Annotated in this window: 18 protein-coding genes; 6 read left to right on the top strand and 12 right to left on the bottom strand. The window is 34.1% G+C overall.

Translation table 11 applies throughout. The features are described from left to right. The 3 genes from tnpA to T323_RS0114250 all read right to left on the bottom strand — a co-directional run. The coding region (tnpA, locus tag T323_RS0114260; protein WP_026673898.1) for an IS200/IS605 family transposase at window positions 1-205 on the bottom strand (205 nt) is incomplete at its 3' end. A 180-nt stretch (window positions 206-385) separates the two neighbouring features. Continuing rightward, window positions 386-2,293 carry an ABC-F family ATP-binding cassette domain-containing protein gene (locus tag T323_RS0114255; protein WP_026673897.1) on the bottom strand — a complete coding sequence of 636 codons (1,908 nt, stop codon included), beginning with the start codon at window positions 2,291-2,293 and terminating at the stop codon, window positions 386-388. A 135-nt stretch (window positions 2,294-2,428) separates the two neighbouring features. Continuing rightward, window positions 2,429-2,866 carry a Dps family protein gene (locus tag T323_RS0114250; protein WP_026673896.1) on the bottom strand — a complete coding sequence of 146 codons (438 nt, stop codon included), beginning with the start codon at window positions 2,864-2,866 and terminating at the stop codon, window positions 2,429-2,431. Window positions 2,867-3,116: 250 nt separating this feature from the next. Here T323_RS0114250 and T323_RS28035 point away from each other — a divergent pair, with 250 nt between their 5' ends. Next, a complete protein-coding gene (locus T323_RS28035) occupies window positions 3,117-3,614 on the top strand; it encodes a MarR family winged helix-turn-helix transcriptional regulator (protein WP_051556541.1) in 498 nt (165 codons plus the stop codon). 441 nt (window positions 3,615-4,055) lie between these two features. Here T323_RS28035 and T323_RS0114240 read toward each other — a convergent pair whose 3' ends face one another. After that, window positions 4,056-4,358, bottom strand: a complete 303-nt coding sequence (locus tag T323_RS0114240; RefSeq protein ID WP_026673895.1) for a hypothetical protein — start codon at window positions 4,356-4,358, stop codon at window positions 4,056-4,058. Between the two features lie 166 nt (window positions 4,359-4,524). Continuing rightward, window positions 4,525-5,235 (bottom strand): RNA polymerase sporulation sigma factor SigK, encoded by a 711-nt coding sequence (sigK, locus tag T323_RS0114235; RefSeq protein WP_026673894.1) that lies wholly within the window; start codon window positions 5,233-5,235, stop codon window positions 4,525-4,527. Window positions 5,236-5,508: 273 nt separating this feature from the next. On the opposite strand from sigK, the gene T323_RS28450 reads away from it, so the two are divergent. From T323_RS28450 to T323_RS0114220, 3 genes are all read left to right on the top strand, one after another. Then, the gene (locus tag T323_RS28450) at window positions 5,509-5,649 is read left to right on the top strand and encodes an anti-repressor SinI family protein (RefSeq protein ID WP_245613731.1); all 141 of its coding nucleotides are present in this window, start codon (window positions 5,509-5,511) and stop codon (window positions 5,647-5,649) included. Between the two features lie 509 nt (window positions 5,650-6,158). Further along, window positions 6,159-6,290, top strand: coding sequence for an anti-repressor SinI family protein (locus T323_RS28445; protein ID WP_084309285.1), 132 nt, complete (start codon window positions 6,159-6,161; stop codon window positions 6,288-6,290). Window positions 6,291-6,373: 83 nt separating this feature from the next. Next, window positions 6,374-6,712 carry a helix-turn-helix domain-containing protein gene (locus T323_RS0114220; protein ID WP_026673893.1) on the top strand — a complete coding sequence of 113 codons (339 nt, stop codon included), beginning with the start codon at window positions 6,374-6,376 and terminating at the stop codon, window positions 6,710-6,712. Between the two features lie 41 nt (window positions 6,713-6,753). Here T323_RS0114220 and T323_RS26775 read toward each other — a convergent pair whose 3' ends face one another. The 4 genes from T323_RS26775 to T323_RS0114200 form a co-directional block, all read right to left on the bottom strand. Further along, window positions 6,754-6,966, bottom strand: coding sequence for a helix-turn-helix domain-containing protein (locus T323_RS26775; protein ID WP_035178791.1), 213 nt, complete (start codon window positions 6,964-6,966; stop codon window positions 6,754-6,756). A gap of 19 nt (window positions 6,967-6,985) precedes the next feature. After that, window positions 6,986-7,366, bottom strand: a complete 381-nt coding sequence (locus tag T323_RS0114210) for a hypothetical protein (protein WP_026673892.1) — start codon at window positions 7,364-7,366, stop codon at window positions 6,986-6,988. 457 nt (window positions 7,367-7,823) lie between these two features. After that, window positions 7,824-7,964: a protein YkzB gene (ykzB, locus tag T323_RS29200; RefSeq protein ID WP_169737905.1), complete on the bottom strand. Its 141-nt coding sequence runs from the start codon at window positions 7,962-7,964 to the stop codon at window positions 7,824-7,826. A 101-nt stretch (window positions 7,965-8,065) separates the two neighbouring features. Next, window positions 8,066-8,506, bottom strand: coding sequence for a MarR family winged helix-turn-helix transcriptional regulator (locus tag T323_RS0114200; protein ID WP_035178788.1), 441 nt, complete (start codon window positions 8,504-8,506; stop codon window positions 8,066-8,068). A gap of 304 nt (window positions 8,507-8,810) precedes the next feature. Here T323_RS0114200 and T323_RS0114195 point away from each other — a divergent pair, with 304 nt between their 5' ends. After that, on the top strand, window positions 8,811-9,416 hold the full coding sequence (locus T323_RS0114195; protein WP_026673890.1) for a class I SAM-dependent methyltransferase: 606 nt from the start codon (window positions 8,811-8,813) through the stop codon (window positions 9,414-9,416). Between the two features lie 165 nt (window positions 9,417-9,581). Here T323_RS0114195 and T323_RS0114190 read toward each other — a convergent pair whose 3' ends face one another. The 3 genes from T323_RS0114190 to T323_RS0114180 all read right to left on the bottom strand — a co-directional run bounded on the left by T323_RS0114190 (window position 9,582) and on the right by T323_RS0114180 (window position 15,837). After that, window positions 9,582-9,914, bottom strand: coding sequence for a hypothetical protein (locus T323_RS0114190; RefSeq protein ID WP_026673889.1), 333 nt, complete (start codon window positions 9,912-9,914; stop codon window positions 9,582-9,584). A 64-nt stretch (window positions 9,915-9,978) separates the two neighbouring features. Further along, a complete protein-coding gene (locus T323_RS0114185; RefSeq protein WP_026673888.1) occupies window positions 9,979-15,063 on the bottom strand; it encodes an AAA family ATPase in 5,085 nt (1,694 codons plus the stop codon). Between the two features lie 102 nt (window positions 15,064-15,165). Next, the gene (locus T323_RS0114180; RefSeq protein WP_026673887.1) at window positions 15,166-15,837 is read right to left on the bottom strand and encodes a response regulator transcription factor; all 672 of its coding nucleotides are present in this window, start codon (window positions 15,835-15,837) and stop codon (window positions 15,166-15,168) included. Between the two features lie 241 nt (window positions 15,838-16,078). Here T323_RS0114180 and T323_RS0114175 point away from each other — a divergent pair, with 241 nt between their 5' ends. Next, on the top strand, window positions 16,079-16,525 hold the full coding sequence (locus tag T323_RS0114175) for an Lrp/AsnC family transcriptional regulator (protein ID WP_026673886.1): 447 nt from the start codon (window positions 16,079-16,081) through the stop codon (window positions 16,523-16,525). Window positions 16,526-16,527 lie beyond the last annotated feature (2 nt).

Here is a 16,527-nt window from a genome sequence, read left to right as displayed (position 1 = left end):
TACTCACCAACATATGTATGTGATCCTTACAAGCAGTTGCCTCTATAATTTCTACTCCTTTTCTTTCGCATAATGTTCTTAATATTTCTCCTATATCCTTTCGTAACTTACCATAAATAACCTGCCTCCTATACTTAGGAGCAAATACGATATGATACTTACAATTCCACTTTGTATGTGCTAAACTGTTAGTGTCTTTAGACATCATAAACTCCTCCATTTGCTATTATATTGGTTGGCGAACCAAATATATTTTAGCACCACGGAGGAGTTTTTTTAATACCTCGCTAGAAGCTTTTTGGAACCCTAGGCCTAGCCTAGGGTTTTCATTTAGAAAACAAATAGCCGGAACAAATCAACTCCAATTTGTCCCGGCTTGCTTCTTTTAGTTTTTTCCTTCTTCAATTTCTTCTAGTAATATCGACAATTCAGTCCATCGTTCAATTGTCTTCTCAAGTTCTTCTTCTACTTCTTTTTGCTCTTTCATCATATCTTGTATTTTTCCGTAATCACTACCTGCATCAATGATTAATCGCTCTAGTTGTTCTTTCTTTTCTTCTAGCTTTTCTATTTTTTCTTCAATTGTATTCCATTCTTGCTGGTCCTTATAGGATAGCTTTTTCCTTTTCGTTTTTGGTTGTTCTTTTTGTACTTTTTCTTTTTCAATTTGTCTTGCCAATAGCTTTTCTTCTTCTTTCATCTTTGCGATTTCACGATAATCCGAATAGCTTCCTTGATACCGAATTACCTCTCCTTCACCCTTGAAAACTAATAGGTGGTCTACAACTTTATCTAAAAAGTAACGATCATGGGAGACCGTTAACACCACTCCTGGAAACTGGTCTAAATAATCTTCCAATACGGTTAATGTTTCTGTATCTAAATCATTTGTCGGCTCGTCTAAAAAGAGTACATTCGGTTCCCCCATGAGAACTTTTAATAAATAAAGCCGTCTCCGCTCACCACCCGATAATCTGCGAATGTACGTCCATTGAGCTGCTCGAGAAAAAAGAAACCGTTCGAGCATTTGTTCTGCTGTGATCACATCCCCAGATGGCGTATATACGACCTCTGCCACTTCTTTAATATATTCAATCACTCGCAAGTCTTCATTTATTTCTTGGTCATCTTGCGTATAATAGCCAATTTTAACTGTTTCACCAATATCAACGGTACCTGAGTCTGGCTGTAATCGCCCTGCTAGTATGTTTAACAACGTCGTTTTCCCGCTACCATTAGGTCCAATAATCCCTAATCGTTCCCCACGGGTAATTAGATAATGCAACTGAGAAATCACACACTTGTGTTCAAAATGTTTCGATACATCATTAATTTCAATTACTTTTTTGCCAAGTCGCACTGAACCAATCGCAAAATCTAATGTTTCTGTATTCTCAAAACCTTTTTCTTCTTGTAGAGCTTCAAACCGTTGAATTCTTGCTTTTTGCTTTGTCGTTCGAGCTTTTGCCCCTTTTCTCATCCACGCTAGCTCACGTTTCAATAAACTTTGACGCTTCGATTCTTTTTGTTCAGCAATGAGTTCCCGTTCTGCCTTTTTCTCCAGGAAAGCTTCATAATTGCCAACATACGGATATAACTGCCCTTTGTCTAGCTCAAAAATATGATTTGTCACACGATTTAAAAAGTAACGGTCATGTGTGACGAGCACGAGAGCACCGCGATACTGAGCAAGGTGACTTTCTAGCCATTCAATTGTATGATTATCTAAATGGTTTGTCGGTTCATCTAATAATAAAACGTCAGCTGGTTGGATTAACGCTTTTGCTATCGCAATCCGTTTTTTTTGCCCACCAGACATATGAGCAATGGACCCCGTGAAATTTGTAATTCCAAGCTTCGTTAATATTGTCTTCGCTTCAGCTATCGCATCCCAAGCTTCACATTCATCCATCTTTTGTTGAGCCTGTAATAATTGTTTTTGTTTAAGCTCATTATCAGGTTCAATTTCTATTTCATGTAATGCGTTTTCGTATTGACGCATTGCCGTCATTTTTTGGGTCGGACCATAATAGATTTGTTCTAACACTGTTAATTGTTCATCTAATTCCGGCTGTTGTGACAAATATTCAAGAGTTAATTGGTTAGAACGAATACATTCTCCCTCTTCAGCGCCTTCTATCCCCGCCATTACTTTTAGTAATGTAGATTTTCCTGTTCCATTTATACCGATTAAACCAATGCGTTGATTTGGCTCAATGGTAAATGAAATGTGATCAAATAACGTTTTTTCCCCATATGTTTTATATAAATTTTCTACTGCAAAAATTGACATGTTGATTCCCTCATTTTTTCTTCATTTCTTCCATTCTATAAAAATGTAAAGAAAAGAGCCAGTCGATTCATTTCATTATTTAAATTTTAAAAAGAAAAAGCCGTCTCATTTAATTTGAGAAACGGCTTTTTCACATTATCCTAAGTATGCTTTAAGCATCCATGTATGCTGCTCTAATGACGTTTTAATTTGAATGAACATATCTCCAGTTGACTCATCGTTTACATCAGTACTTTTTTCAATAACCTCATTAGATTCTTCGATTAGCGTTTCAAAATCTGTCGCTAATGATGCAACCATGTCTCTTGCTCGCTCTGCTCCTGTTGCTTCTTCAATCGTAGATACCTCTAAATATTCTTTTAATGAAGCAAGCGGCTTTCCTTTAATCGTTAAAATCCGTTCTGCAATTGCATCAATATGAGTAGCAGCTTCTGTGTAATATTCTTCAAACTTTGCATGCAACGTAAAGAAGTCAGGTCCTGTTACATTCCAATGGTAATTATGAAGTTTTGTATACAACACATTCCAGTTTGCGAGTTGTCGATTTAATTTCTCTACTAATTGGTTTTCCATTAACAATCACTCCCCTATTTCCTTTTCTAACATTAGAATAACATAGATTATAATTAATATCAAATAATAATAATTACAATCAATTGATTTTATTGTTCTTAGTGTTATTTTAGCAAAGTTATATTAAAAGAAGATATTGAGATATTATGAATGTTTTTCCTGCCAATAGTAATATTTGTATATTTCTTAACACTTTTGGTAATCCTTCCTTTTATGTGTCCAATATGATTGAAATGCACAAGGAGGAATTATGGATAAAAGCTACTTACATGTATTAGTAAACAATATCCGTGGACTGACAAAAATTCTTGAAAACGACCTAGAAAAAGCTGCAGAAAACATTGGACTAACAGCATCTGAGCACCATATCTTATGTATTGTTTTTGTCGAAAAAGAAATTACAATGTCTGAGATCGCTGAAGTCGGTTTACTCGACATTTCAACGGTAATGCAAGTGATAAAACGTCTCATTAAAAAAGGGTTTGTTCAAACAGCTAAAAAAGAAACCGATCGTAGAATTACCTATGTAACTCTTACTGAAAAAGGAAAAACGTTGCATCGGCAATCGTTTTCAGATACATATTTACTTTTTAATTATATTGAAGCTAAATTAGAAAAAAGCAGCGAGCGAGACCATGAACAAACAACTTATTTTTTGGAATTTTTAAAGGAAGTTAATGAAGACTTTCACGGCTCTGACTATATACACTGGATTCACCGTTCCCAAAAAATCATTGATGTCGAATAAGGTATCCACGGCTTACTCGTTTTTCTCGTATTGGACATCTATTCCGCTTTACTACAGAAAAACACTATTATCTGAACGTTAACAGACATTGGATTGGTTATACTGCAAAAAAGAGGCGTTTCTCCTCCTATTTCCGGTCATATAACGGAACAGATGTCCGATAGCCTCTAAAAACCTTAACTATATCTAAAATAGAGGAACGAATGCCAATAGTATTTCTTGAACTAAAAAAGTGCCACAAAGGCACTTAAGACTTTCTCAATGCTCGTCTCTCAGCATATTCAAGACATAAAGTACAGACGTATACACGGACTCCCTTGTCATCTTTATACTTAGAAAAATTACGATTCTTTACTTTACAAAAGTAACACTGTTTCTTAGAAAAAACGTTTAACCACTTTAACATACGAATCCTCCACACACACTTTTATCACCTAATCTTTACCTAATTGAAATTTTTCTCACAGATTGAAGGATGTAAAAATTAATACAAGTCAGAATCGGGATAAAAAAAGGGAATGCTAAAATTCCTAAACTTTCAAATAACCCCAATGCTCGATAATGAAAAAACTGACTATCTAGCTTATAAAAGAAGATAGCTACACTAATAAGCAATAGTGAATTCACTAAAAATCCAATGAGTATCGCCAATCGCTTATTCTCTTTCCTTTTGAATATCCATATGCAAAGACATGTCGAAACGGCCAATGATAACACTACACTAATTAAAAGGGCTATTGTCATATAGGACATACTCCTTTATTCATTTTTTACAAATACATACGGTCTCACAGTGTACAAATTTCACTTTATCATATTCAACCATAGATTCCTTACACTGTAAATATATTGAAAGTTACACTTTTAATAAGAAAAGGTTGTAAAGATTTTACCTTTACAACCTTCTAATTTATTTACCTTGTTCTTGATTTCTCTTATAAAACTCATGAAACAACTTCATTAACGCCCGCTTTTCAATCCGTGAAACATAACTTCGTGAAATGTTTAATTCCTTTGCAATTTCTCGCTGTGTTCTTTCCTTTTTTAAATCAAGGCCAAACCGACCGACAATGACCTCCCGTTCTCGACCATCAAGGACATCAATATAATCATAAATTTGTTTTTTCTCCATTTTTAATTGGATTGTATCAACAATGTCATCTGACTCTTCTTGTAATACATCAATTAATGTAATTTCATTGCCTTCTTTATCTGTCCCGATTGGGTCATGCAGAGAAACATCTTTTTTCACTTTTTTTAGTGCTCTAAGATGCATCAATATTTCGTTTTCTATACACCTTGCTGCATAGGTGGCTAACTTCGTCCCTTTTCCAGCAGAATAACTTTCAATCGCTTTAATTAAACCAATGGTTCCGATTGAAATTAAATCTTCTGTATCTTCCCTTGTATTTTCAAATTTTTTTACAATATGTGCAACCAGACGGAGGTTGTGTTCAATTAATATGTTTCTCGCTTCTGGGTCACCTTCTTCCATAAGCTTTAAGTATTTTTGTTCCTCTTCTTTTTTTAATGGTTGTGGAAATGCGTTATTTTTCACATAAGATACGAACAAAAGAATTTCTTTTACGAAATACGTTAGAGCAGCAAATATACTGGACACAATCTCACCCCCAATTAGACTGTTATCTTATGTCTATGTTTTCTTGGGCTTGGACGTGTCTGTACACTGAAAAAAAATAAAATCGCCTTCGTTTTTTTAAAAAATCATCAAAAAAATTCCAATAAAAGGACTATATTCTTATATAACGAACGACTTTCTCTGTTTTTCTTTGTTTTTCTACTAAATACACATATATTCGCGGTTTGAAATACCTAAATAGTTCTTTATAATGAACATATAGTGTATATTATTTCTTCGTAAGGGGGATTTATTGTGAGTGAGAATATAAAAAGTCATGATAGTCATAATGATGAGTTGGATCAAGAATGGGTTGTTTTAATTAAATTGGCGCTTCAGCAAGGCCATTCACTAGAAGAAGTAAGACAATTTCTCAATGAACACACAACGAAGTGACATCCCCTCTTCTTTAGTCCTATATTAAAGAAGCAATTTATTATTTCTTTTCGTCATCCTTCTTTTTGATGACATTATGATTATTTTATTACTTACCTTAACATTAAACAGGACTTTAGAACCTAATTAAAAACTATGGTCCTACGAGAATTTTGACCCATCGTGTCGAACAAAAACGAAAGATTTAGTTTATCGAATAGATTAAGGAGTGCTTACAACTTAGTCATATAATCTTTGTCTTTTAATTCCCTATAATATAAGGTTCTTTTCCATTTTTCACCTTTTCATCCATTGAAAACGGACATATATGACTAAAAGTATGACTCTAGTAACTAATAGAGTGAGTGTTTTTTATATAGAATGAAAATGTACAAACGGACCGGATATTTTACATAAATTTATAATTTACCCCTTTTAACGGAAACTAAACATGTTTATCCTCTCAGTATTGCATTTTTACAATATGAAAAAGGTTATGTTCGTATTTACTAATTTTTGGAGGGAAGTTTATGATGGAAATGAAAACGTTTGAGGTATTAGACCAGGAATGGATTACATTAATTCATGAGGCAAAACAATTAGGATTAACGATCCGTGATATTAAAGAATATCTCTCTCTTCATTCGACCGAACAAAAATGATCGTTTAGTTCTATTTACAGAACGACCAGCGAACTGTTATAATAACTACATCATATTGTTCAAACAGAGAGGAACCGATAGAAATGATTGGAGAACAAGTAAAAAAATATCGTCAGGAAAAAGGCATGTCACTTTCAGAACTTGCTGAAACAGCTGGTGTTGCCAAATCCTATCTTAGTTCTATTGAACGAAACATTCAATCCAATCCATCGATTCAATTTCTTGAAAAAATTTCAAAAGTATTAGGCGTTTCTGTTGAAACACTTTTACATGGCAACAAAGATACTGACACAAACCAAGAAGACCTTGATACAGCATGGATTGAAATTGTAAAAGAAGCTATGGAATCTGGTGTAAGCAAAGAACAGTTTCGTGAGTATTTAGAATTTAATAAGTGGCGTAGTAAACAATCAAATAATTAATCCAATTATAACAAACACCCCAACATAAGTTGGGGTGTTTGTTATTCATTCGATATATTCATATATTGAATAAGTTGAATCAATTCAATATTTAGTGCCTTTGAGATTTTTTCTAAAACGGTTATGCTTGGGTTCTTTTGTACGCCTCTCTCAATATAACTAATGTAGGACTTTGAAACACCCGAGTTTTCAGCGAGCTCATTGAGAGACATTCCACGTTTTTTTCTTAAATCTCTTAAGTTCCCTCCATTCATATATAGATCTCCTTTTCTTTTAAAATATCTTCTTAAACCTATTTTGATCATACTTGTCTAGGCAGTTTTTTTTATATGATAAATCGTATAGATTAGGAAGTGTGCTATTTTTTCCGAGAATGTAATCAAATTGATAAACATATATATCTTGTTCAATTATATTAACAGACGTTAAAATATACCCATATAAATCCATTTCATTATCAAAAAAAGAAACACTTACTTTATAAACAACACTTTCTGATAATGGAAATTTCAAATCACTTTTAAATTTCAGAGAAGTGGATGATATTTCTTGTACAAAAATGGTTGCTGGTTTGGAATTCGTGATTTCTTCTTCAACTTGATAAATGGACAGTAATGCTTTAATTGGATATTCAAAGGAGATTTTACTACTCATCACTCTCCTCCTTTCGTTATAGTCAAACTATGTTCTTTAATAAGAACATTATATCCTCTCTGTTCTTTATAGTAAACGTGCAAAAGTCGGTTTTTTTCTTTATAAAGAACAACTTTTGTTCATTTTTCGCCTATTTTCTCCATTTTTCTAACTTTTTCTACCAGTTATTTCTTAAATAAGAACGTTCTATCCTTTTGTTTTTACTACTTTATTCAATTCTTGTTCAGTTTATATCTAGTGAATTTTTTTATTTTATTTGAGGTCTAATAAGAAAAACGCGGGAGTGTCTTTTCGTTTCAAGTGAAGTGCGGAGCGCAGCCTTCTCTCTTCTAGAATAAGCTTTTCAAAAGTTCACTGTTTTACGAAAATATTTATGCCTTCTTATATGCGAACAAAAAAAAGAGCTATCCTCTGGGGAAAGGATAGCTAAAGGGGAAGTGGAGAGAACAGTTGGAAGTCAAAGCATACCATTTTGAACTCTTCTTACAATTTCGTGAGCATCGTTACCAGATAGTAAGATTAAATCCTCTAATAACTGGTCTCGAATAGCGTCAAGATTTACAATTTTTTTTGCAATTTCTAACGCATCTTCTTTCACTTTGCTCACCTCCGTTCAAAATGATACTTTGTACTATGAGGTAAGTTTACAATAGAACTCTCAATATAACAGTAAGATTGAAAGATAATCTCTCATAAAAGTTATTTCTGATTTTTAGCAAATAATCCCAGCTTTTTTAAATGCACAATTGCCTGTTCTTTTTCTTCTGAATCAAGTCCACTCATGACACAGTGAATTTTTTCCCAGTGGGCAGGAAATATAGTTTCCATTAACTCTCTACCTTGTTTTGTTAGGTGTGCATATGTTATTCGTCGATCTTCCGGACAATTGATCCGTTGTAATAAGCCTTTATTTTGAAGTTTATCCACAACATAAGTGATACTTCCACTAGTGATTAGTATTTTTTCACCGATTTTTTGCAGTGGTTGCTCACCTTTATGAAACAGTAATTCAAGAACCCCAAACTCAGTTGAATTTAACCCGTAACTTCGAATATCCTTCTCAATATGAGTTATAATTGAATCATACGCTCTTGATAAAACAATAAATAGCTTTAACGATAATTCTTTATCTTCTTTCATATAAACCACCACCTCGATATGGTCGTGCGCTCTCTTGACCGTCTCTTAAATTTAAGATAATTCTTAAGAAAAAGCAAGCTGTGCTATAATTTTAAAGGACACTGTGCATTCTTGGTAAGCGTTCTATTGCCCTTCCGCTATTCGATCTTCCAAGGGGGACATGCCTCTTGTTGTCTTGACTTTCCGTTATTTCCCACAGGCCTTGAGGGTCCTGCGTCATTTTACTAAAGCTAATCAATATTCTAGAGCAACAACCACTACAAAATCAATTCTTTTAAAAAAACATAAAAGGAGGGACAAGACTTTGTTAGAGTATACTGGAGAACGGATCATTCCGAAAATGATGAAAATGACTAACGGAATGTTACTAGAACATGTAGCCCGCTATTATTTCTCAACTTATTATGCAAAAGGGCGAGTTTTAGATATCGCTTGTGGTGTAGGATATGGTGCACATATGCTTGCCACGACAACAACATGTACAGAAATCATTGGAGTTGACCTTTCAGATGAAACGATTCGATACGCAAACGCACACTATGCTCATCCGCTTATTTCGTTCCACCAAGGCGATGGTTTAAATCATCCCTTTCTTCTTTCACTCGGGACTTTTGATACGATTGTCAGTTTTGAAACGATTGAACATATCGCAAAAGATACAACGTTTGTTCAGCATTTACATTCCATTCTTTCTCCTGGTGGAACATTAATTATGTCTACTCCTTTTGGGCAAGGGAGAGGGATGCCAACTTTAGAACCTTTTCATGTTCATCAGTTAACAAAAACTGAATTTAAATCGATGTTTTGGAGTTTTTCAACAACAGAACTTTTTGTACAACGTGGTATGTGTATTGAACCTGAACGAAAAGGTGTACATTATCCAATTGGAGTTATCGTTTGTAAAAAATAAGAGTAGAATTCAAAGCTTCACTGCAATACGAAATTCTTTATTCTTTTTCTTATATGTTATAAAAGAGGATGCCTTTAAGCTTGGGAAAGCTCAAGACACCCTCGGGCATTAGCTGACTTCCTTTATGAAAAAAGGATAATCAAACTTGATGACATCAATCCATTTTTATGGGAAAAATCCATCTTTTTCATTAATCGTAAAGTAATAACGCATTTGTTTCAATGCTTCTTCCACCTGTGCATTGTTTTGTTCCCTTGCAATTTTCTCCATTTCATCATAACAACGATAAAGAATAAATTCTGGGTCATCTTCTTTCATTTCATGGTCATGAGCAGGTGTCGAAAAGACATTATTTGTTGCTATTTCGACTTGTTCCTCCCCTAAATTCTTCAAGTGCTTCTTTGCTGAATTTAGTTGGTTTTGTAGTTCATTTGGAATATGGTTCGCACCCATTTCAAATTGTTCAATCATCGATAGCAAGCGTTCCTTTTTATTCAAGGGTATCACCTTTCCTCAATTAAATTCCTTTACTTACTACTATTATGAACAAACAAATTGAACTTTATGATAGTAACGTTTCAAGGACCGGGATGGAAATTTCAATGATAACGCCTTTTCCTTTCTCTGTTGTTACATGATGTCTACCTTGGAGCTCCTCTACTCTTTCTTTCATCGCCTCTAAACCAAAACCAAATTTTATTTTATCAACACCAACACCGTTATCCTTTATTATGAGTACGATATGGTGGTTCACTTTTTCTAACGTAATGATAAAACGAGTGCTATTTCCATGGCGGATCCCATTAGTGAGTCCTTCTTGCAAGGCATGATACAACACTTTTTTAATTGGTAAAGCCAATTCAGGAAGAGACGGCGAAAAATGCGTTTCGATCTCAACACCCGCATTTAAACTCGTTTGCGTGACTAAGTCTTTCATCTCCTGGAGTAAATCAAAAGAGGATTCATCTTCTTTTAACATCTTAACTGATTTTCTTATATCTTGAAGTCCCTTACGAATCAGCTCTTGAGCCAAATTTAACTTTTCCATTGCTAACTCACTATCTTTAGCAAACAACCGTTTACTTGCCTCCATTTGTACGATTGTTGTTGTTAATGTATGCCCTACAACATCGTGAATTTCTCTGGCAATTCGGTTCCGTTCTTGCAGAACTGACTTTTCAGCAAGTGCTTCCGCCGTTTCCCTTTGAGACTGTTCTAGGAATCTTGTTCGCTTTTCCACCTTTTCCTCTAACTGTTCATTTAACTCTTGCATCGTCGAGTATAACCGAGCATTCTCAATGGAAATAGCGGCTTGAATTGTAAGCAGTTCTAAAATCGTAATATGTTCTTTCGTGAAAGCTGAGCTCGATAAATTGTTTTCTAAATATAAAATACCGATAATGTCACCTTTGTTCATAATAGGCATACATAACGCTGATTTTGGCCGTTTATTTGAAATGTATGAATCATAACTGAACCGCGTATCCTCACTTAAATTTTCATGGATAATCGGTTGTTTTAGTTTGGAAACATAATGAATCACAGACAGTGGTAATGTTTTCGACTGATTAAGTGGAATTGATTCGAGCACTTTAATATCAAAACCATCTCCGTTTCCACTTGCTTCCACATCAATATATAATTCTTCATTTTTCATTAATAAAAGCACACCATATTGAGCAGCGGCTGTTTGAAGTACAATTTCAATTAAGGATGTTAAAACATTCTCGATAACAATTTCTTTTGATAAAACATGTGATGCTTTAATTAAACTAATCGCATCAACTGAAGGAAGGGGTGCTGATATATATTGTGGTGTTGAAACTTGATAGCCATATTCTTGAATAATTTGGTTTGCTAAGGAAAGAGCCCCCCATTTTTGATAGTAAAGATAAGCATCTTTACTATATTTTAACGCAATACTTTCTTTACCCCGTTGTGAAAAAAACTTTCCTAATAAACTTGAAATAAGAGCTTGGTGATGGAAACACTGTTGCTGTTCAGCCAGTTCAAATGCCTGTTCTACTAACGAAATTCCTTTTTCACTTTCATTATTCCAGTGAAACCAAACTCCATCAAGAAGAAGAGAACGGTATTTAAAATTTTCTGGCGATTGTTTTGCCCATTTCTTTAATTTCTTTCGGTATTTTTTCACAGTCGTTGTATTGCTTTCATAATCAGACGATTTACAGAGGCAAATTGAAATACTGTAGTATAACCAAAAATCTGCAGCAACAGGACCATACACGTTATTGTGCTTCATTAAAAAGTCATGAACAAATTCTCCTTCAAGAACGACCCGTTCATAATCTTTGAGGAAAAATAAATAACAAATCATAATAAAACGAACATATAATGAGATACTTCCTTGTTCTTTATACTCTGTAATTAAATAATTATATAATTTATTTATGTCACTTTTCTGTTCTTCAGTTATTTTTTCACTCCGTAAAGCTTGAATGACTTTCTCAACGATTCGGAAATAATCGATAAACTCCTCCAAACGTAAGGCTTTCAAATTATCAACGTTTGCCAAATACGTTTGATACACTTCGTCAAGGTGAACACCACACATCAGTTGAATTTTTGTAATTTGAGCTAATCCTCCGCCTGCTACAACGAAATTTCCACCATCACGGTTTAACTTTACAGCCGTTTTTAAATACTTAATATTTTCGATTAAATTGTGTTCCCAATGATTTAAAAATCCTCCATATACAAAATATACAATCCCTTTAATAAACGGATTATTGTATTTTTGAGTTAATTCAAGTGCTTGTTTTCCAACGTGATATGCTTCTTGATACTGTCCTAGTCCTTCGCTTAAGAGAACCGCATATTCTGCAAAAGAGAGTGCTGAAGATGACGAACCTGGGTGTTTAATATGAAGCTGGAGCATTTTCAAAATATGAATGCCGTACAAATCACTATTAAATTGATATAGGGACATTCCTAGGTTTTGTAAGACCGAAAACAATAGTTCGTTTGTTTCATCAATCGCTGTTGCACTATAATTATTAGCAATATTCACTTTTTTCATTTTACGTTTGACTTTCAGTAATTCAATCGCAATTAATGCTTTGTTTGTTCGTTTCGGAAAATTGTAATCTAATAAAGCCAAGCCTTGATGGGCGGCTTCCACTGCTTTTTCAGAATACTTTAAGTGATTTACAAAGCGAATTTTTAACTGATACGCTTTTACTTTCTCTACTTTCGTTTTGCTTTTCTTCATGATGTTTTCTAACTCAGTTTCAGCTTCCGTTATACGAGAAACTAAATATAAACATTCAATTTTTGCATAAGTAAGTGCATAACATAATTGATGTTCTATCCAAGGGTCTTTTCCTAACCACTGAATTCCCTTTTGAAAATAATCAAGTGCGGAGTGGTAGGCAATAGCAGAAAATGCTTTTTCTCCAACTTTTAAATTGTAATAAGCGATTTCTTTCCGTTCTTTTTCATTTTGAATAATAGACAATCCAAAATTCAATTGTTGTACTGTATCATAGGAAACATCCTCATGTTTTTCCGTTAAAGCTAATTTTGCTTTCCCAATCTTCCAATGGAACTTCGATTTATCTTCCTTCGAGATTTGAGAATAGACTGCTTTCCATATTTCATCATGTGCAAACATATATTGTCGGTTTTCTTCTAGAATCGAAAGACTAAAAATTTCTTTCTCTATAATGAGTCCTTCTTTTAACGCAATACTTAAATATTCCATTAGTTCTTCATTTGAAAAAGGGGCTAGCTTTTCTATAAGTGCCGCTTCAAATATGTTTCCAATACAAGAGGCAATTTGTAAAACAAGTTTACTTCTTTCCGAATAGCCCCCTAATTTTTCAATGAGCAAGTCAATGACATTATCAGCGACGTGAAAAGCGGATAATTTTTCATTGTCCATTTTCCATAATCCTAAATAATGGTCAAAATAAATGATTCTTCGATCGTAAATTGCTCGTAACGTTCGGTGCAAAAATAAAGGGTTTCCTAAAGTTTTCACCATTAGTTCGTGAACTAATAAATCCATTTTTTCTTTAGGTAGAGTTAATAAACTGTTTAACCATTCTTCAATTTGTTCGCGGTCTAATGCTTCTAGCTTTATATTTTGATAGTAGATGTTCTTCTTCGCTAATACAGTTAAAAACTCTTGTAATATCGGACTATTTTCTAGTTCTTCTTCCCGGTATGTTCCAACGACTAAAAAATGAGAATATAACTGTAAAGTAAACACTTCTGTTAACAAACTTAACGTTGCTTTATCCATCCATTGCAAATCATCTAAGAAAAGGACAAGCGGCTCGTTTTCTTTTCGAATACATTGGAAAAAGTCATGAAAAACGATTCTAAACCGGTTTTCTGTTTCTATTGTTGGGAGTGGTTGGACAGGTTCTGTCGGCCCAATGATGAGGCGTAAATCAGGAAGGACATCAGCAATAAGGGCTGCATTTCCACCTAACGCTTTTGTAAATTTCCATTTAGCTTCCTCCATCGCAATAGGACCTGCAGCGATAATTTTATGAATATAATTCGTAAATCCCTCTATTAAAGGACCATATGGGATTTTTTCTTCTACACGTTGAAACTTACCGGAAATCATCACATGTTGACATGTTTCAGTAAAGCAAGCATCGACTAATGAAGTTTTCCCAACACCTGTAGGTCCCGAAATGAGTACGACTTCTGCATCTCCGTAAGAAATTCGCTCTAACGCTTCATTCATTAGCGCTTTCTCTTTTACTCTACCAACAAAATGTACTCGAGAAAAAGCTAAGTCTGTTGAACGATCCTGCTCACCAAGTTCAAAAAGCTCCATCGTTCCATTTTCAAGGAAAGCAATACATTTTTTTATATCTTCAAGTAAACCAAAAATGCTTTGATAACGATCGTCTGCACTTTTTGATAGAAGTTTTACGATAATCCTCGATAACGTTTTAGGAACCATCGATGACACTCTTACAGGTTCTAGAGGTTGTTTTCCAATATGGGCATGTACCCAATCGAGATAATCACTTCCTTGATACGGATTCGTTCCTGTTACCAATTCATATAACGTCACACCGAGCGAATAAAAATCGGTTCGATAATCGACACCCTTCCCCATTCTTCCTGTCTGTTCAGGCGACAAATAAGGAGCAGACTGTTCTAATAATCTTTTCGCTTTTGTTTGTGATAACGTATTTGAAAATAAGGTAGAAAACCGAAAGTCAGAAAGAATGACTTCTTTAGTCTCAGGTACGATAAAAATTGAAGTCGGGTTAATATGATGATGAACGACTCTTTGCTGGTGGATCGTTCCTAGAACTTTTACAATATTATAAATAACAAGAAGAAGTTCATCTACAGCGGGATCCGTTCTTTTCTTATACTCAGCTAACGTAAGAATAGGATAATCATCCGATACTAAATAAGGTTTTTTTATTAAACTATCCTCTGTACAATATGTAAATTTTAGCGTCGGTTGTTGAGATAACGTCAATCCCCAATCTGTTTCACGTTTAAATTCCTCTATTTGTTCAAACGTCGGGTGTTCCAGTAATGACGATTTAATAATGACTTTTTCATTTGTTGTTACAGATTTTGCTCTATATAAAACGATATCATGACCTTTATGGATGGTCTCAATATACTTATAACCTGAAATCACCTTTACCACTCCCACACCCATAAGATATATAGGGTCATATCTAATTCTTTAATTATAACGAATGACAAGTCATAACGTTTAGTGAAGGAAGTCATACGTTTGTCATGAATTAATGCCTAACTTATTTAAGTAAATGATGGCTTTCGCACGGTCTTTTACACCAAGTTTGCTATAAATCTCACTTATGTAGTTTTTTACTGTCCCTTCACTAATAAACAACTCTTCCGCGATTTTTTTGTTGCTTAATCCGTTTGCAATAAGAGAGGCTACTTCTCTTTCTCTTTCAGAAAAATGAACACCGTGTTTTTTTAACTTATCAACACTAATTTCTTGTTCCCACATGGAGTTGAAATTAGATAATCGTTCTGCTAATTTTCTTGCGACAATATTAGGAATCATCAATTGTCCGTTCGCCGCATCTCTAATCGATGCAATTAATTGGTCATAGTTCATATCCTTTAAAAGAAAGCCATCAACCCCATTGGCTAGTCCTTCTACGATATAATCATCTTCTGCAAACGTTGTTAAAATAAGAACACATATATGCGGAAAACGCTTTTTGATTTCTATTAAGCTTTCAATTCCATTCATTTTAGGCATTTGTATATCCATTAAAACTAGTGTTGGTTCATACTGGTCCACTTTTTCAATTGCATCTAATCCATCTTGCGCTGTCGCAACAACTTCCATATCTTCTTCTAAATCAATAATGGTCCGTAATCCTTCCCGCATCAATGTTTGATCATCCGCAATTAATACTCTTATCATATTCATTAGCTACCCCTCTTTCTTCTCATACACCTAACCCCTATAACTTTTGAATACTCTTGATACGATTTTATCACAACTTTTTACAGTATTGAGTTTTTTCTCTATTTTTCATATACTAAACATACTACCTAAATTCCGTCATTTTTTTTGTGATATTGGCAGGTATTAATACAACTTTTCTATAATAATTAACTTAAATAGTCTGTTTTTTGAGAAATCATTACCTAAAATAGGAGGTGAGTCATTGAAAGGGAATATTGATAGCCTTGATAGAGGAATTATCCAACTTCTTTCCCAAGACGGTAGAATGTCATTTACAGAAATCGCTAATCGTCTTGAGGTCACTGAAAAAACTGTCCGTTCTCGCTATAAAAACTTAGTGGAAACTGGCATAATAGATGTTGTTGGAATTGTAAATCCTATATCACTAGGACTGAAAGTAGCTGCCATTATTCAATTAGCAGCTGCATCAAATCAACTTACACATATTGTTGAACAAGTCAAACAATATAAAGAAGTCCGTTATGTTTCATTAATTACAGGTGAATACCAGGTGTTATTACAAGTGAATATGAAAACATACGACGAACTCACGGAGTTTATAAAAAGAATTAATGGAATACTTGGGATTACAAAATCCAATGTCATCATTCAACTTGAAATTAATAAAAATACTTTTGATTTATCCTAGGA

This window comes from Alkalihalobacillus bogoriensis ATCC BAA-922 (genome assembly GCF_000621445.1).
Classification (GTDB): domain Bacteria; phylum Bacillota; class Bacilli; order Bacillales; family Bacillaceae_F; genus Bacillus_AO; species Bacillus_AO bogoriense.
The sequence above is the reverse complement of the archived record's forward strand: the minus strand, read 5'-3'. Positions and strand labels throughout refer to the sequence as shown.